Origin of the sequence: Streptomyces sp. 5-10, from assembly GCF_014712245.1 — a bacterium.
Lineage (GTDB): Bacteria > Actinomycetota > Actinomycetes > Streptomycetales > Streptomycetaceae > Streptomyces > Streptomyces violaceusniger.
Window position 1 is genome coordinate 141,527 of sequence record NZ_JACVYG010000011.1, and the last position, 19,405, is coordinate 160,931.

Consider the following 19,405-nt stretch of genomic DNA (forward strand, 5'->3'; position numbering starts at 1 on the left):
GGGTCGCGCGACGGCGAGGACGGACGGCAAGGACGCGTGCGTCCTCCCCATCTGTCATCGGAACCTGAGAGGTTCGCCGTGACGCCCGTAAGGGGCCCGGCTTGCACCTTGGGTGGAGCCGCGCCCGCGCGGCCCGCTTTTCAGATCTGCCTCGTCCGCGCGGTATCGGGGCCTGAGAGATTCAAGGGAGGACTTGCTCCTTCGGCGCCCTGGACACCCGGCACGGATGCCGATGGCCAAGGACTCTCCCGCGCGGATTCAAGCGGCCGGTATGGAGTTGCGCGGACATCATCGCATGTATGGCCGAGAAGGGAAGCCCCGATCCGATCGGGCTCCGGCCGCCCGGCCAGGGGCAGCCTTGCTCGACATTACCTTTTCTTGACACTCTGCGGGTACGAGCAGCGTTGACCGACCTGGGAGGACGATCACGGTGCATGGGCAGGGAACGTACGCGACGACACAGAGGCTCCTGCCGGCGCGGCGTGGCCGCACCCCCACCGGGTCGACGGCTCGCCCCGGCCGGAGAAGCGCGGTGCACGATCTGCGCGGCGGGGCGGAGGGCGGCCGCGCGGACCCGCGTGAGCTGCGCTTTCCGGCGGGGGATGTGCTGGTCGCCTCCGGGCTGCCGGGCAGCGGCAAGAGCACGCTGATCAACCGGACGGTGCCGCTCCTGGACGAGACGGGCGCGGTCGTGATCAGGGTGGACTCGCAGAACACCCGGGAGGCGTGGGAGCGCAGGCTGCCCGGCTGGCTGCCGTACGCGCTCTACCGCCCGCTGGTCCGGTACGCCCACTACGCCGGGCTGCGCCGGGCGCTGCGCTCGGGCGCGAGCGTCGTGGTGCACGACTGCGGTGCGCTGCCGTGGGTCCGCCGCTGGCTGGCCCGGGACGTGCGGCGCCGGGGCCGCGACCTCCACATGGTGCTGCTGGACGTGGGCGCCACGGAGGCGCTGGAGGGGCAGGCCGCCCGTGGCCGAGGGGTATCCGCCTACGCCTTCGGGCGTCACCTGCGCGCGATGCGGCGGCTGATCGCGGGGATGGAGGAGGGGCGGCCGCCGCGGGGGTGCGCGTCGGCGGTGCTGCTGGACCGGCCGACCGCGAGCGCGCTGCGCTGCATCTCCTTCGAGTGATCACGCCTGTCTCTCGCGTGATCAGGCCTCTTCCCTCGCGTGATCAGGCCCCTCGCGCGAGTGGCCGGAAATCGGTCATGGGGCATCACACAGCGTGACGAGGGCGAGCCCGGGCGAGGTGGGGAAGTGCTGTGGAGATCGCCGCCGCCCCCTCCGGCCCCGGGCCGCCCAGCGGTTAGGGTGCTTCGGGCAGGTCGGACGAGATGGCGGTTGGACGAAGATGAGCTTCCCGGAGCAGTACGGAGTGGCCCCGGCGCACGGAGGATTCCCGGACGGCGGGTATGCCGCGCATCCGGGGTTTCCCGGCAATGAGCTCGAAGAGGTGATGGCCGCCTCCGTCGACGTCCCCGGGGCCGGAGCGCGCATCGTCGAGACGCTCTCCCGCAGCCACCTCTGGGTTCCGCTGCCCAACGGCGGGGGCCCGGGCAGCCCGAGCCTCGATCTGCCCACGATGGAGATCGACGGCGGCGCGTATGTCCCGGTGTTCAGCTCCGAGCAGCAGTTCCTGCGACTCGTCGGCTCCCATATGTCCTTCACCGTCGCCCCGGCCGTGGAGTTCGCCCGCGGGCTGCCGCCCCAGCTCGGCATCGCGGTGAACCCCGGTGGCGCGGTGGTCGTACCGCTGCCTCCGCCCGCCGTCCGGGAGTTGTGCCGCGCCGGGCGTACCGAGCTCGACGGTCCGGCCACCGGTGGCCGGGTGCGGCTCTTCGAACCGGACTGGCAGGACGAGCCGGTGGACTTCCTGGCCGCCGCCGGGATCGAGTTCGCCAAGGGCACCGGGGTGCGGACCGCCCGGCGCGCCCTGGCCAGCGTCGAGGGCGACGAACCGGCGCTCTTCGTCGGTGTGCAGCTCGACGAGCCGGGCCCCGAGGGGCAGGCGCGCGCGGTGGAGGCGCTGGGCCTCGCCCTCGGCTCGGTGCCGGTTCCGTGGAAGGTCCAGCTGGTGCTGCTGGACGTGGCGCAGGGCGATCCGGTGGCCGACTGGATGCTGGGACGGGTGCGGCCGTTCTACGACCGTGACTTCTGACTCACCCCTGGGTCCGCTGCCGGGGCCCGTAAGCTGGTTTGATGACCAAGAGGGGTGCGAGCACGCTCCCCGGTGAGGTGCGGGCAAGGCCGAGAGAAGGGGCGGACCCAGGTGAGCGCGGGCGCGGATTGGGGGGCGGCGGCCGGCCAGGTTGAGCGAGCGTTGCAGCAGGTCGCTCCCGGCCGGTACGACGCCTATGAGGCGCTGCTGCACGCCATCGGCGAGGGCCAGGTCTGGATGCTGCTGTGGCACGGCGCGCCCGGCTCGCCCGACGCCCAGTACGGGAACATGGACGTGGACGGCCTCGGTTACGCCCCGTGTGTGACCTCCGCGCAGGAACTGGCCGCCAGTGGCTGGAACCGCGCGCACGAGGTGGTCGACGGACGCCTCATCGCCGACTCCCTCTACCGCGACCGCTACGGCCTCTGGCTCAACCCCCACGCCCGCGGCGGCGGAGTGGGCATCCCCTGGCCGGATCTGCGCCGGATCGCGGGCGGCCTGGACCGGCTGCCCGCCGGGCCGCTGCGGCTGACCGAGCCCGCCATCGACATCCCCCAGTTCTACGCCCTGTTGGGGCAGAACGCGCATCGCACCGCCGCGGTGCGCTCGCTGCGGCGCGCCTGGGTACAGCCCTCGCTGGGCGCCCCGTACCTGGCGATCGGCCTGGATCTGTACGACACCGGCCCGGCGGCGGTGCAGTCGGTGCGGGTGATGATGGAGCAGTCGATCACCGCCGTGCCGGACGGGCTGCCGGTCTCCACGGTCGCGCTCTCGGACGAGTACGACCCCGTCGCCCTGTGGATGCGGGCCAACGCCCGCCCCTTCTTCGACCGTGACGCCTACGGCGCCGCGCCCGCGGCGCCGCCGTCCTACGGCTACGGCTATCCGCCGCCGCGCCCCGCGTACTGAGCGACCCCGGCCCCGCGTACCGAGCCTCCGCGCCCGCCGCGCCGCGTACCGATCCGCGGGCGCGGTGACTTCGCGTGCCCGCCGGCTCCGCGTGCCCGCCGGCTCCCCGTGCCCGCTGACTCCGCGCCCAGCGACTCCGCGCACCGATTGACGGGATTGCCCGACGGGCCATCCACTCCTATCGGGCCGAACACCCCATTACGGACGCGATGTTACTGCTGCGTTCTCGTGTCGCGACCGTCCGTATAGCGGAGCGGTACTCCTCACATCACGGTTAGGCATCCATTGCCCGGGAGTACTGGCGGGTGATCACAAACGCGTTGAAGACTCCCGCTCCAAGGGGTGCGGTTCCTGCGTACGACCCCTTCCAGAAAGGTTCCGTACCAGAACGCGACTTTCACCCAGGTTGTGAACGAAGCCGCCACAGCGGCAAGTCGTGGGCCGGTCACCACCGGTCGAGAGGGGTCTCCACCACGATGACGGCACCATTGCACGGCACGAGCACGGACAGCGATCCGGTCGCGACTGCCGATGTAGCGGCGGATGTGGTCAAAGCGTCCGTCGAAGGCAGATCGCTGCGGCAGATCGCCTGGTCACGCCTGAAGCGGGACAAGCTCGCACTGGCGGGTGGCATCGTTGTCGTCTTCCTCGTACTGGTGGCGATCTTCGCCCCGCTCATCGTGAGCCTGCTCGGGCATCCACCCAATGAGTTCCACCAGGAGGAGATCGACCCGCTGTTCGGCACCCCGAAGGGATCCCTGGGCGGCATCAGCTCGGACTTCCTCTTCGGCGTGGAGCCGTCCAACGGCCGCGACGTCTTCAGCCGGGTCGTCTACGGCGCCCGGATCTCGCTGCTCGTGGCCTTCCTCGCGGCGGTGGTCGCGGTGGTCCTCGGCACCGTGTTCGGCATCATCGCCGGGTACTTCGGCGGCTGGGTGGACTCGGTGATCAGCCGGGTGATGGACATGCTGCTGGCCTTCCCGCAGCTGCTCTTCATCATCTCCCTGGTCTCGGTGCTCCCCAACGACCTGCTGGGACTGACCGGCAGCGGAGTGCGCATCGCGATCCTGGTCTCGGTCATCGGCTTCTTCGGCTGGCCGTACGTCGGCCGCATCGTGCGCGGCCAGACGCTGTCGCTGCGCGAGAAGGAGTACATCGAGGCCGCGCGGAGCCTGGGCGCCGGCCGGCGCTACATCCTCTTCCGCGAGCTGCTGCCCAACCTGGTGGCGCCGATCACCGTCTACACGACGCTGATGATCCCCACCAACATCCTCACCGAGGCCGCGCTCAGCTTCCTCGGCGCGGGCGTGAAGCCGCCCACCGCCTCCTGGGGGCAGATGCTCTCCAAGGCGGTCGGCACCTACGAGGACGACCCGATGTTCATGATCATCCCGGGTGCGGCGATCTTCGTCACGGTGCTGGCCTTCAACCTCTTCGGCGACGGCGTCCGCGACGCACTGGACCCGAAGGGCACCCGATGACGGTGCGGCACACGGCCCCCCGGTCGTACTCGAACGCAATCAGCAGCCCCTGCCACATCCGGCAGACGGCTCCCCAAGGTATTCCGCGGCGCCATGCTCAGGACCGCTCTAACCCGGAGGTTGCAGCAACTATGAAACGGCTCTCGAGAAGCAGGCGGATCGCCGGAGCGACGGCTGTCGTCGGCGCTCTCCTGGCCACCGCCGCCTGCGGCGGTGGCGGTTCCGACGACGAGGGCTCGGGTGCCGGGTTCAACGCCGCGGTCAAGGGTGTCGCAGCCAAGTCCGCCAAGAAGGGCGGCACCCTCAAGTTCATCAACAAGCAGGAGTTCGACTCCCTCGACCCGCAGCGTCAGTACTACGGGTTCGCCTGGGACTTCTCCCGCTTCTACACGCGCCAACTGATCTCCTACGCGCCGAAGCCGGGCAACGCCGCGAACGAGCTGGTCCCGGACCTCGCCACCTCCACCGCCAAGATCACGAACGGCGGCAAGACCTACACCTACACCCTGCGCGACGGGATCACCTGGGAGGACGGCTCCCCGATCACGTCCAAGGACGTCAAGTACGGCATCGAGCGCATCTGGGCCAAGGACGTCGTCTCCGGCGGCCCCGGCTATCTGCGCCAGGTCCTGGACCCCAAGGGCGAGTACAAGGGCCCGTACAAGGACAAGTCCAAGGACAAGCTGGGCCTGAAGGCGATCCAGACGCCGGACGACAAGACGGTCGTCTTCAACCTCGCCAAGCCCAACGGTGACTTCGAGCAGATGCTCGCGATGCCGACCGGCTCCCCGGTGAAGGCGGACAAGGACACCGGCGCCAAGTACACCAACCGGCCGTTCTCCTCCGGTCCGTACAAGGTCCAGTCGTACACCCCGGGCAAGAGCCTGTCGCTGGTCCGCAACACCAACTGGAAGAAGGCGTCCGACCCGATCCGCCCGGCGCTGCCGGACAAGGTCACGGTCACCTTCAACTCCAACCTCGAGGCGATCGACCGGCTGCTGATCAAGGGCGACTACGACGTCTTCCTCAGCGCCACCGGTATGACCCCCTCGGGCCGCAACGACGCCCTCAAGCACAACAAGGGCAACGTCGACAACATCACCACCAGCTTCGTCCGGTACGTCGACTTCGCGACCAAGGTCAAGCCGCTCGACAACATCCACTGCCGCAAGGCGGTCATCTACGGCACCGACTACAAGTCGCTCCAGACCACCCGCGGTGGCCCGCAGGCCGGTGGTGACATCGCCACCAACATGTTCCCCAAGAGCGTCAAGGGTTCGGACGACTACGACCCGTACGGCATCCTCAAGCGCGGCGGCAAGCCGGACGCGGCCAAGGCCAAGGACGAGCTCAAGCAGTGCGGCAAGGCGGGCGGCTTCTCCACCACCATCGTGGCCCGCAACGACCAGCCCGCCGAGGTCGACGCGGCCGAGGCGCTCCAGGCGTCGCTGAAGAAGGTCGGCATCACCCTCAACGTGGAGCCGATCCAGGGTCAGTCCTCCGCCAGCATCACCGGTTCGCCGTCGGTGATGAAGAAGCGCGGCTACGGCATGTCCATGACCGGCTGGGGCCCCGACTTCCCCACCGGCCAGGGCTTCGCCCAGCCGCTGATCGACGGCCGCTTCATCGAGCAGACCGGTAACTACAACGTCTCCGAGACCAACGACCCGGAGATCAACAAGTTCTTCGACGACGCGCTCAAGGAGACCGACCCGGCCAAGGCCGGCGCGATCTACCAGAAGATGAACCACAAGGTCAGCGACCTGGCCGTGCAGATGCCGTTCATGTACGAGAAGAACATCACCTGGCGCAGCTCGCGGCTGACGAACGCCTTCTCGTCGGCGGCCTACAACGGCCGCTACGACTACTCCCAGCTGGGCGTCGTCAAGTGACGGCAGGTCACCTGACCCGTCGTACACGTTAACCATCGCCGCACCCGATAGGCCCGAAGGGCAGGTGATGGCCGCGGGCGGTGGCCCGTGATCCCCCTCGACCGGGGGGTCACGGGCCACCCCCGGGCCGCGCACAGTGCTTGCTTATCTCATCCGGCGCTTGTTCGCCGTCGTCGTGATGCTGATGGTCGTCACCCTCACGACCTTCGCCATCTTCTTCGTGATCCCGAAGTGGGCCGGTACCGATCCCGCGCTGCTGTTCGTCGGCAAGCAGGCCGACCCCGCGGCCATCGAGGGCATCCGGCAGAAGCTCAGCCTCGGTGATCCGGTCCTGGTGCAGTTCTGGCACTTCGTCCAGGGCCTCTTCGTCGGCCGGGACTACGCCAACGGCTCGGACGTCACCCACTGCTCGGCGCCCTGCTTCGGCTACTCCTTCCGCACCGAGCAGGCGGTGTGGCCGCAGCTCACCGACGCCATGCCGGTGACCCTCTCGCTCGCCGCGGGCGCCTGTCTGCTGTGGCTGGTCGGCGGCATCACCACCGGTGTCGTCTCCGCGCTGCGCCGCGGCACCCTGTGGGACCGCTCGGCGATGACGATCGCGCTGGCCGGTGTCTCGCTGCCGATCTACTTCACCGGTCTGCTCTCGCTGGCGATCTTCAGCTACTCGCTGAAGTGGGTCAACGTGGACTACAAGCCGTTCGGCGACGATCCGGCGATGTGGTTCGAGAGCCTGATCCTCCCGTGGATCACGCTCGCCTTCCTCTACGCGGCGATGTACGCCCGGCTCACCCGGGCCACCATGCTGGAGATCATGGGCGAGGACTACATCCGCACCGCCCGCGCCAAGGGGCTGCGGGAGCGGGTGGTCATCGGCCGGCACGCGATGCGCTCGACCTGGACCCCGGTCCTCACCCTGCTCGGCCTCGACCTGGGCGCGCTGCTGGGCGGCGCGGTCCTCACCGAGTCCACCTACAACCTGCCCGGCCTCGGGCGGCTCGCGGTGAACGCGATCACCGACAAGGACCTTCCGGTCATTCTCGGCGTCACCCTGATCGCGGCCATCTTCATCGTGGTCGCCAACCTCGTCGTGGACCTCCTGTACGCCGTCATCGACCCACGAGTGAGGCTCGGATGACCGATCTGACCAAGTCCTCCGGACAGCCCGGGAACGGTGATCTGCCGGCCACCGGGACCGCCGCCGTGGGCGAGGTGGCCGCGGCGGGCTCGCCCGCCCCCACCGCCTTCCTCGAGGTGCGCGATCTGCGCGTCCACTTCCCGACCGACGACGGCCTGGTGAAGTCCGTGGACGGGCTCAGCTTCCGGCTGGAGAAGGGCAAGACGCTCGGCATCGTCGGCGAGTCCGGCTCCGGCAAGTCCGTCACCTCGCTCGGCATCATGGGGCTGCACACCGCGGGCCAGTACGGCCGCCGCAAGGCGCGGATCTCCGGGGAGATCTGGCTCAACGGCCAGGAGCTGCTGGGCGCCGACCCCGACGAGGTGCGCAAGCTGCGCGGCCGCGAGATGTCGATGATCTTCCAGGATCCGCTGTCCGCGCTGCACCCGTACTACACCATCGGCCGCCAGATCATCGAGGCGTACCGGGTGCACCACGAGGTCACCAAGGAGGTGGCCCGCAAGCGCGCGATCGAGCTGCTGGACCGCGTCGGCATCCCGCAGCCGGACAAGCGGGTGGACAGCTATCCGCACGAGTTCTCGGGCGGGATGCGCCAGCGCGCCATGATCGCGATGGCGCTGGTCAACAACCCCGAGCTGCTGATCGCCGACGAGCCGACCACCGCCCTGGACGTCACCGTCCAGGCGCAGATCCTCGACCTCATCCGGGACCTGCAGAAGGAGTTCGGCTCCGCGGTCATCATCATCACCCATGACCTGGGCGTGGTCGCCGAGCTCGCCGACGATCTGCTGGTGATGTACGGCGGCCGCTGTGTCGAGCGCGGCCCGGCCGACAAGGTCTTCTACGAGCCCCAGCACCCGTACACCTGGGGGCTGCTGGGCTCGATGCCCCGTATCGACCGCGACCAGACCGAGCGGCTCATCCCGGTCAAGGGCTCCCCGCCCAGCCTCATCAACGTGCCGTCCGGCTGTGCCTTCCACCCGCGCTGTCCGTACGCCGATGTGCCGAAGGACAACATCACCCGCACCGAGCGGCCGGAGCTCACCGAGGCCGGGGGCGGCGGGCACTTCTCCGCGTGCCATATGACGCAGGAGGAGCGCACCCGGATCTGGACCGAAGAGATTGCGCCGAAGCTGTGACCGACACGAAGGATCCGAAGATGACGGTCCCGGAGAAGGCGACGACGTCGCCCGAGCCCCTGCTCAAGGTGTCGGGTCTGGTCAAGCACTTCCCGATCAAGAAGGGGCTGCTCCAGCGGCAGTCCGGTGCGGTCCAGGCGGTCGACGGGCTCGACTTCGACGTCCGGCCGGGGGAGACCCTGGGCGTGGTGGGCGAGTCGGGCTGCGGCAAGTCCACCATGGGGCGGCTGGTCACCCGGCTGCTCGAACCCACCTCGGGCACGATCGAGTTCGAGGGCAAGGACATCACGCATCTCAACACCGCCCAGATGCGGCCGATGCGGCGTGACGTCCAGATGATCTTCCAGGACCCGTACTCCTCGCTGAACCCCCGGCACACCGTCGGCGCGATCGTCAGCGCGCCCTTCCGGCTCCAGGGCGTCACCCCCGAGGGCGGGATCAAGGCCGAGGTCCAGCGGCTGCTGGCGCTGGTCGGGCTCAACCCAGAGCACTACAACCGCTATCCGCACGAGTTCTCCGGCGGTCAGCGGCAGCGCATCGGCATCGCCCGGGCGCTGGCCCTCAAGCCCAAGCTGGTCGTGGCCGACGAACCGGTCTCGGCGCTGGACGTGTCGATCCAGGCGCAGGTGGTCAACCTGCTGGACGACCTCCAGGACGAGCTGGGCCTGACGTACGTGATCATCGCGCACGACCTGTCGGTCATCCGCCATGTCTCGGACCGGATCGCGGTGATGTACCTGGGGAAGATCGTCGAGCTGGCGGACCGCAGGGACCTCTACGAGCGCCCCATGCACCCGTACACCAAGGCGCTGCTGTCCGCGGTGCCGGTGCCGGACCCCAAGCGGCGCGCCAAGCGGGAGCGGATCCTGCTCAAGGGCGATGTGCCCTCGCCGATCGCCCCGCCGTCCGGCTGCCGCTTCCACACCCGGTGCTGGAAGGCGACCGAGGTGTGCAAGAGCCAAGAGCCGCCGCTGGTGTCGCTGGCCACCGGCCACCAGGTGGCCTGCCACCACCCGGAAAACGCACCTGACCAGGCGCCTGACCAGAAGCCCGGTGCCGCGTCGGCACAGAAGGTGACGAAGAAGACCGACAGCTGAGACGGGACGGGGGTCCGGACGGGACCGTGGGCATGCGCGGATAACAATGGCGGGTGCCCACCGAACTGTTCACCCCGTCCGTCCAGCACGCCCTGGAAGTCGCCGGGATCTTCGTCTTCGCGATATCCGGCGCGCTGCTCGCCGTGCGGAAGAACTTCGATGTCTTCGGCATGGCGGTGCTCGCCGAGGTCACCGCGCTGGGCGGCGGTGTCTTCCGCGATCTGGTGATCGGCGCGGTGCCGCCCATCGCCTTCACCGACCTCGGCTACTTCTTCACCCCGCTCGTCGCCACCGCCCTCGTCTTCTTCCTCCACCCCGAGGTCGAGCGGATCACGGCGGCGGTGGGGGTCTTCGACGCGGCCGGGCTGGGGCTGTTCTGCGTCGAGGGCACGATGAAGGCGCATGACTTCGGGCTCGGGCTCACCTCGTCCGTCACCCTCGGCATGGCCACGGCGGTCGGCGGCGGTGTGCTGCGCGACCTGCTCGCCCATGAGGTGCCCTCGCTGCTGCGCTGGGACCGGGACCTGTACGCCGTCCCGGCCATCGTCGGCTCCTCGACAGCGGCGCTGCTGCTCCATTTCGACGCCCTTACGGCGGCCACGAGTGCGCTCGCGGCCGCCGTGGCGTTTGTGGTGCGGCTGGCGGCGATGCGGTGCGGCTGGCGGGCGCCGAGGGCGTGGAACCGGCGGAGTACGGCGACGGAGGAGCCCTGAGGCGGCCGGGCGGCGGATGTTTCATTCCCTTGCGGTTATATAGCCAAGGCGTTATGTTGGGGGTATGGCCATACCGTTCGATGTGCTCGCGGAGCCGAGCCGACGGCAGATCCTGGACCTCCTGCTGGAGCGGCCCCGCCTGGTCGGTGAGCTGACCGAGCACCTGGGGCTCACCCAGCCGGGCACCTCCAAGCACCTGCGGGTGCTGCGCGAGGCCGGTCTGGTGCGGGTCCGCCGAGACGCCCAGCGCCGCTGGTACGAGCTCTGCCCGGAGCCGCTCGCCGAGGTGGACGCCTGGCTGGCGCCGTACCGCCGGCTGTGGACCGACCGTCTCGACGCGCTCGAACGACACCTGGACACGATGCCGGAGCTCCCCGACGAAACCGGCGAGACCGGCGAACCCGAGGCACGCGACGCACACGACGCACACGACGCACGCGACGCATGCGACGCACGCGATTCGCGCGAGGCACCGCCCAACGCGCGCGACGCACCCCCCGACGCACCCGACGGAGAAGCACCATGAAAGACACCCTCGCCCAGTCCGACGGCGGCCGCTCGGCCCTGCGCCTCGAGCGCCGGCTCGCCCATCCGCCGGAGAAGGTCTGGCGGGCGCTCACCGAGCCCGCCCAGCTCGTCCACTGGTTCCCCTCCGAGGTCCAGGTCGAGCTAGCGGTGGGCGGCCGGATGGGCTTCGTCTTCCCCGGGCGCGAGGCCCCGGACATGGACGGCGTCGTCACCGAGCTCGACCCGCCCCATGTCTTCGCCTTCACCTGGGGCGAGGACGAGCTCCGCTGGGAGCTGCGCCCCGAGGGCGAGGGCTGTGTGCTGACCCTCACCCACACCTTCGGCGACCGCTTCGGCGCGGCCAGCTTCGCCTCCGGCTGGCACGCCTGTATCACCGGGCTCGCCGCCCTGCTCGGCGACGAGGAGGTCGTCCACGACGACATCGCCGAGCTGCACGAGAGTTACGTCGAGGCGTTCGGGCTCGCCGAGGGCACGGTGGAGACCACCGAGGACGGCGGCTGGCGGCTGCGCTTCGAGCGGCAGCTGGTCCGCCCCGCCGAGACGGCGTGGCGGGCGCTGACCGGCCCGGCCGCCGACACCGCCGCCGAGCCGGTGGCGGGGTCGCCGGTCCCCTCGGGCTTCCGTACGGACGCGGTCCCGGCGGGCCCGATCACCGAGGCGCGGCCGCCCCGGGTGCTCACCTACGACTGGGAGCGCGGCGGCCACCCCGCCGGAACGGTCCGCTGGGAACTCGCCAAAGGCACCGGCCACGGCGCCCGCCTCATCCTCACCCAAACGGGCCCGGCGGCCGCCCAAGCGGAACGCACCGAAGCCCAAAAGGCCTGGCGCCACCACATCGGCCGACTGGCCGCCGAACTTCTCCGGATGAGCACCTGAACCTCCACCCCGCCCGGGGCTGACACCCGGCCCGTCCAGGGCCGACTTCCGGCCCGTCCGGCCGGGGACCGGGCCCGTGCGCGGCTGCGCCCCTGACCGCGAGCCTGTCCGGGGGTGACTTCCGGCCCGTCCGGCCGAGGACTGGTGCTTGTGGGCGGCTGTGCCCTTGGGCCGCGAGCCCGTCCGGGGCTGACTTCCGGCCCGTCTGGCGTTGGCGGCCCCCGCGATGCGGTTCGTCTGGTGTTCGCGGACCCGCAGTCCGGTTCGTGCGGCGTTCGCGGACCCGCAGTCCGGTTCGTGCGGCGTTCGCGGACCCGCAGTCCGGCTCGTCCGGTGTTCGCGGACCGACAATCAGGCCCGTCCGGCGTTTTGCGGCTGCGCAATCCGGCCCCTCTGGCGCTCGAGGGCCCCAAGCCGGCCCGTCCGGCGTCGAGGACCGGGGTCTGGGGCGGAGCCCCCCACGCGGCGGAGCCGCATATCGTCAGGCGTCGGGAAGGGGCGGGGTGGGGGAACGACCGCCGCAGGCGTCACCTCAGCCTTCGCCGAGGAACCCGCTGAGCGCAACCCCCAACTCCGCAGGCGCATCCTCCTGCACCAGATGCCCCGCACCCTCGATCAGCCGCAGCCGCGCCCCCGGAATCCGAGCGGCCAGCGCATCCGCATGCGCCACCGGAATCCACGCGTCCTCCGTGCCCCAGCACACCAGCACCGGAGGCTCAACCTCCCCGTACCGCCCCTCGATCTCATCGATGAACCGCTGATCGTTCTGCGCGATCTGCCGGTAGAACGCGGGCTGCCCCGACTCACCACACCACGGCTCGACGAGCCGCTCCCACACCGCCGGGTGCAGTCCCGGCCCGCCCGTCGACCCGATGTACTCCCGCACCAGTGCCCGGTGCAGCGCCGGTGGAAGCTGCTCGAAGACCTCGGCGTGACCGCCGAAGAGCTGATAGGCGGCGGAGCCGAAGGGCGGAAGGGCCACCGGATCGACCAGCGCCAGTCGGCGGTAGCGCGCACCGTGCAGCAGATGGGCGCGCAGGGCGACGCAGCCGCCGAAGTCATGGCCGACGACCGCCGGTTCCGCGCCCTCCCCGGTCAGCCCCCACTCCTCCAGCAGCTCGGCGAAGATCCGCCCCTGGTCGGCCAGCGAGACCTTCTGGTCGGCCCGCTTCTCGGAGGCCCCATAGCCCGGCATGTCCCACACGAACACCCGGTACCGGTCGGCCAGCGCACGGGCGACGCCCCGCCATACGTATGACGAGAACGGCGTGCCGTGCAGCAGCACGACCGGCGGCGCGTCCGGCGCACCGAGCACGGCCCAGCGGACCTCGCCGGAGGAGCTGAGGTAGGTGCGGTCCAGGTTCCACTCGCTCTTCCACGTGCTGTTCCACTCAGTGCCTGTCATGAGTAAAACCGTAGACACTCCTTACCGCCCCTGTCGAGGGGCGCCGCGAGACGATCCGAAAGGGCGGCGCGAGAAGCCGCTGAGCGCAACGCGCCCCCACGCACCCGGTACGCACTCCCCAACGCCTCGTAGAATCGAGGCCACCATGGTTTACCTCGACCACGCCGCCACCACCCCGATGCTCCCGGAGGCGGTGCAGGCGATGACCGCCCAGCTCGCCGTCACGGGCAACGCCTCCTCGCTGCACGCCGCCGGCCGGCGTGCCCGCCGTACCGTCGAGGAGTCGCGCGAATCCCTGGCCGCCTCGCTGGGCGCCCGCCCGAACGAGGTTGTCTTCACCTCCGGGGGGACCGAGGCCGACAACCTCGCGGTCAAGGGGCTCTACTGGTCCCGCAGGGACGCCGACCCGGCCCGCGTCCGGGTGCTCGCCAGCCCCGTGGAGCACCATGCCGTGCTCGACGCGGTCGACTGGCTCGCCGAGCACGAGGGCGCGCGGGTCGAATGGCTGCCGGTCGACTCCCTCGGCCGGGTCCACCCCGAGGCGCTGCGCGAGGCGATCGCCCGCGACCCCTCGGACGTCGCCCTCGCCACCGTCATGTGGGCCAACAACGAGATCGGCACCGTCCAGCCGGTTCGCGAACTCGCCGCCACCGCCGCCGAATTCGGCGTTCCGCTGCATGCCGACGCGGTCCAGGCGTTCGGCCAGATCGAGGTCGACTTCGCCGCCTCGGGGCTGGCCGCGATGACCGTCAGCGGCCACAAGATAGGCGGTCCCTACGGCATCGGCGCGCTGCTGCTCGGCCGTGAGCACACCCCCGTGCCCGTGCTGCACGGCGGCGGCCAGGAGCGCCAGGTGCGCTCGGGGACGCTCGACACCCCGGCCATCGCCGCCTTCGCCGTGGCCGGTGCGCACGCCACCAAGCACCGCGAGGAGTTCGCCCGCGAGATCGGCGCCCTGCGCGACGCGCTGATCACCGCCGTCCGTACCGCCGTGCCCGACGCGGTCCTCGGCGGCGACCCCGACCCGGCGGGCCGGCTCCCCGCCAACGCCCACTTCTCCTTCCCCGGCTGCGAGGGCGATTCGCTGCTCCTGCTGCTGGACGCGCAGGGCATCGAATGCTCGACGGGCTCGGCCTGCACGGCCGGTGTCGCCCAGCCCAGCCATGTGGTCCTGGCCACCGGCAGCGACCCCGACCTGGCCCGGGGCACCCTGCGCTTCTCGTTCGGCCACACCTCGACCAAGGCCGATGTGGAGGCCGTCGCGGAGGCGATCGGCCCGGCGGTGGAACGGGCGCGCGGGGCGGGGCTCAGCTGACGGCCCCGCCGACGGCCCCCGCCCGGACCGCCTCATCATCACCACGGAATTCGAATTGTTCCGGCGGCCATTTCACATAACCTACGGAACACCAATCTCCGCTTGAAATGGCGGAGAGCCGTGGGAAAGGATTTCCCCGTCAACGAAACCTGCCATGCGCGGATATGCGCACAGGTTTTCTTCACGGGGAAATCCAGGAGTTCATCGATGTCGCAGCCTTCGCTGCCGCCGCACCACCAGCCGTCGCACCAGCCCCCGCAGCCGCAGGGGGCGCGGCGGGCGCCGTCGCGGGGGTGGCGCTCCAAGCCCGCCCTGAAGCTGATCGCGGGCGGGGCCCTCGCGGCCGTCCTGGTGACCGGCTGCGGGTCCGGGGACGATGACGACGGCAAGAGCGGCGGCTCGTCGTCCCAGGGCGCCCAGGCGAAGACGCTGGGCAAGGTCGCCATGCCGAAGGTCGGCAAGGAGACCAACACCATGGGCACCTGGGTGACGGACTCGGCCTTCGTGAAGGGCGACGTCAACAAGATCGTCGGCTACTCGCTCGACGGCGCCAAGCCCACGTGGCGGATTCCGCTCGGCGGACAGCTCTGCTGGGCCTCACCGCATATGACCAAGGACGGTCTGACCGCGATCCTGTTCCGGGACGGCGCGGGCGAGGACGCGCTGTGCACCAAGGTCGGTCTTGTCGACCTGAAGAAGGGCGAGCTGGTCTGGCAGAAGGAGGGGTCGGACAGCGAGGGCAACGCCGGGGTGCAGTTCGACGAGGTCACCATCGGCGGCGGCACCGTGGCCGCGGGCGGCACCGGCGGCGGGGGAGCCTGGTCGCTCGACGGCAAGCCGCTGTGGAAGCCCGCGTACCTCGCGGACTGCGACGACAACGGCTACGCGGGCGGCGATGACAAGATCGTCGCGATTCGCGGCTGCGACAGCGAGGACTCCAGCACCGAGCGGCTGGAGGTCCAGACGGTCGACCCCAAGACCCGCGACGTGATGTCGTCCTACGAGCTGGACGAGAAGGTCGAGTACGCGCATGTGATCTCCACCGCGCCGCTCGTCGTGGCCGTCGACACCGGCGACTCGGACGCCGGGACGGGCACCACGGACATCCTGACCATCGACGACAGCGGCAAGCAGGGCAAGCTGCTCAGCACCATCGACGTGCTGGCCAAGGGCTACCAGCCCAACTGCCCGGCCACGAGCGTGGAGGGCTGCACCGAGCTCGCCCTCGACAAGGCGAGCAGCACCCTCTACCTCGCCTCGGAGGTGGACGTGGACCATGGCGGCCCGGGGGACCGCATCACCGGCCTGGACCTGAAGACCGGCAAGGAGACCGGGAAGACGAAGATGGCGGAGAACCGGTCGCTGATCCCCATCCGGACCGATGACGACGGCTCGCTCCTGGCCTACCTGGGCTCCACGTACAGCGAGGCGGGCGGGGTCGTGCGCGTCGATGCCAAGGACTTCGCGATGGACACGCTGCAGACCCACCCGGAGGACATGAAGGACGCGGAGTCCGGCATGGACATCTACGGCGACTGCACCATGATCTACACCGGCAAGAAGCTCTACATCGGCGACAACAAGGCGACCAGGCCCACCAGCGGCGACGGCGCGGGCCGCCCGCTGGCCATCGTCTTCGGAGCCTGAGCCAGGTCCGTCACTTCGCCGTCCGTGTCACGCGCACCGCTCGCACCAGCCGTATATAGCGGTCCCAGTCCCAGTGGCGGCCGGGGTCGGTGTGATCGGTGCCCGGCACCTCCACATGGCCGACGATGTGCTCGCGGTCCCGAGGGATGTCGTACCGCTCGCAGATCGACGCGGTCAGCCGTGCCGAGGCGCGGTACATCGCGTCCGTGAACGAGCTCGGCTTGCTCACGAACCCCTCGTGCTCGATGCCGATGCTGCGCTCGTTGTACGAGCGGTTGCCCGCGTGGAACGCCACGTCCAGCTCCCGGACCAGCTGCGCGATATGCCCGTCGCGGCGCACCACATAGTGCGCCGCGGCGCGGTGTCCGGGATCCCGGAAGACCCGCACCGCGTCGTCGAAACTGCCCTGGACCACATGGATCACCACCCGGTCGATGGCGTAGTCGTCCGGGCGGTCCGCCCACCGCCAGTTCGCGCCCGAGGCCGCGATCCACTCCGCACCCGGCTGATCGACCGCGCCCGCCTTACGGGGCTTGTCGACCCCGGGCAGCCGCCACCACATCCGGGACAGCTCGTCCCGCGCGGCATAGGCCGCGACACCCGCGCCGAGACCGGCAGCCGAGCCGCCGATCAGGAGGGTGCGCCTGTTGACGCGGCGTCCACCGCCGGTCGTGGTCTCGCTCACGGAACGCTCAACGCGCGGGGGAGGGCGTCGGGTTCCGGCCGCCGGGATCATGGCGGGAACCCTACGCTCCGGGCGGTGGCCCTCTGGCCCTCCGGGTAGATGAACGTTGAACTGTCTATGAGGTGTTCCGGATCTCGTTCCCGTGGAACGTATCCGCTGGAATGTGTCCATCCGCTCGACGAGGAGCTGACGGTATGCGCATCGGATTCGCCCTCCCCCAGTTCGGGCCGCTCGCCCACCACCCCGAGGACATCGCACGGTTCGCGCGCCAGGCCGAGGAGCTCGGCGCGGACAGCCTGTGGGTCGGGGACCGCCTGCTCGCCCCGGTCGACCCGATCGTCGGCTACGCGGGCACCGATGTGATCCCGCCCGAATTCCGTGCCGCGCTGGACCCCTTCGCCGTCCTGGCCACCGCCGCCGCGGCCACCGAGCGGGTCGAGCTCGGCACCGATGTGATCAACGCCCCCTGGTACCCGCCCGCGCTGCTCGCCCGCTCCCTCACCACCGTCGATCTGCTGAGCGCGGGCCGGCTGCTGGTGGGGCTCGGCACCGGCTGGTCGCCCGAGGAGTACGAGGCGGTGGACGTCCCCATGGCCGAGCGCGGCCGGCGTCTGGACGAATGCCTGGACGCCCTGGAGGCCTGGTGGACCCGGAACCCGGTCGAGTACCGCGGCGACCACTGGACCGTGCCCGCCTCCCACGTGGACCTCAAACCCGCCTCGCGCCCCCGCCCGCCCGTCTACCTCGCCGCCTTCGCGCCCGCGGCCATGCGCCGGGTGGCCCGGCGCGCCGACGGCTGGCTGCCCATCGCGGTCGTCCCCGCCACGTCCGGAGCCCCCGACCCCGTCGCCGCCCTCGCCGAGCGGCTGCCCGGGGTGCGGGAAGCGGTCGAGCGGGAGGGCCGGGACCCGGCGGCGTTCGACGCGATCCTGCGCGTCAACCCGAGCGCCGACGCCTCCGTGGACGACATCGCGACGACCCTGGTCCGGGCCGAGCGGGAGGCGGGTATCCAGCACGCCTTCGTCGATCTGATCTACCTCGGCAAGGACGCCGACCAGGCCCTGGACCTGGTCCAGCGGGTGCTGGAGCGGGCGCGGGCGAGCTGAGCGGGGCGGTGGCCGGCCGCTCCTTACCCATTTAGCCGTTGCCCATGCGGCGACTTATGCTGGCCGGGTTATGACTGACTTCCCCGGTGCGCCCACAGGTCCCCGCGACGGCCGTCGGCTGCGCGTCCTCGCCGCCATGTCCGGCGGTGTGGACTCCGCGGTCGCCGCCGCGCGGGCGGCCGAGGCGGGCCACGATGTGACCGGCGTCCATCTCGCGCTCTCCGCCAACCCGCAGTCGTTCCGCACCGGCGCCCGTGGCTGTTGCACCATCGAGGACTCCCGGGACGCCCGGCGGGCCGCCGATGTGATCGGCATCCCCTTCTATGTGTGGGACCTCGCCGAGCGCTTCCGCGAGGACGTGGTCGAGGACTTCATCGCCGAGTACGAGGCGGGCCGCACCCCCAATCCGTGTCTGCGCTGCAACGAGAAGATCAAGTTCGCGGCGCTGCTGGACAAGGCCATCGCCCTCGGCTTCGACGCCGTCTGCACCGGGCACTACGCCACGATCGTGGAGCGCGAGGACGGCTCGCGCGAGCTGCACCGCGCCAGCGACATGGCCAAGGACCAGTCCTACGTCCTCGGCGTGCTCGACGAGCGCCAGCTCGCCCACGCGATGTTCCCCCTCGGCGACACCCTGACCACCAAGGACGAGATCCGCGCGGAGGCGGAGCGGCGGGGCCTGGCCGTGGCCAAGAAGCCCGACAGCCATGACATCTGCTTCATCGCCGACGGCGACACCCAGGGCTTCCTGGCCCAGCACCTGGGTACGGCCGAGGGCGACATCGTCGACGAGGACGGGCACAAGCTGGGCACCCACGAGGGCGCGTACGGCTTCACCATCGGCCAGCGCAAGGGGCTGCGCATCGGCCATCCGGCGCCCGACGGCAAGCCGCGCTATGTCCTGGACATCTCCCCGGTGAACAACACGGTCACGGTCGGCCCCGTCGAGGCCCTGGACGTCACCGCCCTCACCGCCATCAAGCCGCGCTGGTGCGGGGCCCCTCCGGTGGGCCCGGGCACCTACACCGCCCAGCTGCGCGCACATGGCGGCGAAACCGAGGTGATGGCCGAGCGAATCGGGGAAACCGAGCTGCGGGTGACCTTCACCGAGCCGGTGCGGGGTGTGGCGCCCGGGCAGGCGATCGTGCTCTACGACGACACCCGGGTGGTCGGCTCCGCGACCATCGCCGCGACCGAGCGCGCCCAGGCGGTCGCCTCGTAGACCCCGGATCCCCAGGTGGATATCCGCTTTTGGTGAGAAAGAAGCCGAAAGTCAGGATTGGGTGGTTGATCTCCGTTTGGCGCGATCAGTTTCTCTGAA

General features: G+C 70.5%; 16 protein-coding genes, 1 pseudogene and 1 riboswitch. Of the genes and pseudogenes, 15 read left to right on the top strand and 2 right to left on the bottom strand.

Translation table 11 applies throughout. The annotated features are described in order from the left end of the window. Positions 1–150: 150 nt before the first annotated feature. Positions 151–261: riboswitch (glycine riboswitch) on the bottom strand. 169 nt (positions 262–430) lie between these two features. From IEJ02_RS16200 to IEJ02_RS16250, 11 genes and pseudogenes are all read left to right on the top strand, one after another. Then, on the top strand, positions 431–1,129 hold the full coding sequence (locus IEJ02_RS16200) for an AAA family ATPase (RefSeq protein ID WP_191065528.1): 699 nt from the start codon (positions 431–433) through the stop codon (positions 1,127–1,129). Between the two features lie 220 nt (positions 1,130–1,349). Then, positions 1,350–2,156 carry an enhanced serine sensitivity protein SseB gene (locus IEJ02_RS16205; RefSeq protein WP_370467056.1) on the top strand — a complete coding sequence of 269 codons (807 nt, stop codon included), beginning with the start codon at positions 1,350–1,352 and terminating at the stop codon, positions 2,154–2,156. Positions 2,157–2,267: 111 nt separating this feature from the next. After that, complete coding sequence (locus tag IEJ02_RS16210; RefSeq protein ID WP_191065529.1) at positions 2,268–3,065, top strand: enhanced serine sensitivity protein SseB C-terminal domain-containing protein; 798 nt, start codon at positions 2,268–2,270, stop codon at positions 3,063–3,065. A gap of 476 nt (positions 3,066–3,541) precedes the next feature. After that, positions 3,542–4,546, top strand: a complete 1,005-nt coding sequence (locus IEJ02_RS16215) for an ABC transporter permease (RefSeq protein ID WP_137979691.1) — start codon at positions 3,542–3,544, stop codon at positions 4,544–4,546. Between the two features lie 131 nt (positions 4,547–4,677). Further along, positions 4,678–6,438, top strand: coding sequence for an ABC transporter substrate-binding protein (locus IEJ02_RS16220; RefSeq protein WP_191065530.1), 1,761 nt, complete (start codon positions 4,678–4,680; stop codon positions 6,436–6,438). Positions 6,439–6,598: 160 nt separating this feature from the next. Next, positions 6,599–7,573, top strand: coding sequence for an ABC transporter permease (locus IEJ02_RS16225; RefSeq protein ID WP_223863901.1), 975 nt, complete (start codon positions 6,599–6,601; stop codon positions 7,571–7,573). Continuing rightward, entirely contained in the window at positions 7,570–8,712 is a 1,143-nt protein-coding gene (locus IEJ02_RS16230) for an ABC transporter ATP-binding protein (RefSeq protein WP_223863902.1), read from the top strand. Before IEJ02_RS16225 ends, IEJ02_RS16230 begins: the two co-directional genes overlap by 4 nt. A gap of 20 nt (positions 8,713–8,732) precedes the next feature. Continuing rightward, the gene (locus IEJ02_RS16235) at positions 8,733–9,809 is read left to right on the top strand and encodes an ABC transporter ATP-binding protein (protein WP_191065532.1); all 1,077 of its coding nucleotides are present in this window, start codon (positions 8,733–8,735) and stop codon (positions 9,807–9,809) included. Between the two features lie 53 nt (positions 9,810–9,862). Then, entirely contained in the window at positions 9,863–10,522 is a 660-nt protein-coding gene (locus IEJ02_RS16240) for a trimeric intracellular cation channel family protein (RefSeq protein ID WP_137979694.1), read from the top strand. Positions 10,523–10,586: 64 nt separating this feature from the next. After that, a pseudogene (locus IEJ02_RS16245) lies at positions 10,587–10,904 on the top strand (ArsR/SmtB family transcription factor); the annotation flags it as partial. A gap of 140 nt (positions 10,905–11,044) precedes the next feature. Beyond that, positions 11,045–11,926, top strand: a complete 882-nt coding sequence (locus IEJ02_RS16250; RefSeq protein WP_191065533.1) for an SRPBCC family protein — start codon at positions 11,045–11,047, stop codon at positions 11,924–11,926. 532 nt (positions 11,927–12,458) lie between these two features. On the opposite strand, the gene IEJ02_RS16255 is transcribed toward IEJ02_RS16250, so the two are convergent. Next, on the bottom strand, positions 12,459–13,331 hold the full coding sequence (locus tag IEJ02_RS16255; protein WP_191065534.1) for an alpha/beta fold hydrolase: 873 nt from the start codon (positions 13,329–13,331) through the stop codon (positions 12,459–12,461). A 145-nt stretch (positions 13,332–13,476) separates the two neighbouring features. Here IEJ02_RS16255 and IEJ02_RS16260 point away from each other — a divergent pair, with 145 nt between their 5' ends. Together IEJ02_RS16260 and IEJ02_RS16265 are read left to right on the top strand one after the other, a co-directional pair. Continuing rightward, entirely contained in the window at positions 13,477–14,646 is a 1,170-nt protein-coding gene (locus IEJ02_RS16260; protein WP_191065535.1) for a cysteine desulfurase family protein, read from the top strand. A gap of 207 nt (positions 14,647–14,853) precedes the next feature. Next, entirely contained in the window at positions 14,854–16,293 is a 1,440-nt protein-coding gene (locus tag IEJ02_RS16265) for an outer membrane protein assembly factor BamB family protein (protein ID WP_223863903.1), read from the top strand. A 10-nt stretch (positions 16,294–16,303) separates the two neighbouring features. On the opposite strand, the gene IEJ02_RS16270 is transcribed toward IEJ02_RS16265, so the two are convergent. After that, positions 16,304–16,978 carry an N-acetylmuramoyl-L-alanine amidase gene (locus IEJ02_RS16270; RefSeq protein ID WP_191065536.1) on the bottom strand — a complete coding sequence of 225 codons (675 nt, stop codon included), beginning with the start codon at positions 16,976–16,978 and terminating at the stop codon, positions 16,304–16,306. A gap of 194 nt (positions 16,979–17,172) precedes the next feature. Between IEJ02_RS16270 and IEJ02_RS16275 the strand changes: the two genes are divergently transcribed. Continuing rightward, positions 17,173–18,084, top strand: a complete 912-nt coding sequence (locus IEJ02_RS16275) for a TIGR03619 family F420-dependent LLM class oxidoreductase (RefSeq protein WP_191065537.1) — start codon at positions 17,173–17,175, stop codon at positions 18,082–18,084. A 70-nt stretch (positions 18,085–18,154) separates the two neighbouring features. Further along, entirely contained in the window at positions 18,155–19,306 is a 1,152-nt protein-coding gene (gene mnmA / locus IEJ02_RS16280) for a tRNA 2-thiouridine(34) synthase MnmA (protein WP_137979701.1), read from the top strand. Positions 19,307–19,405: the final 99 nt, after the last annotated feature.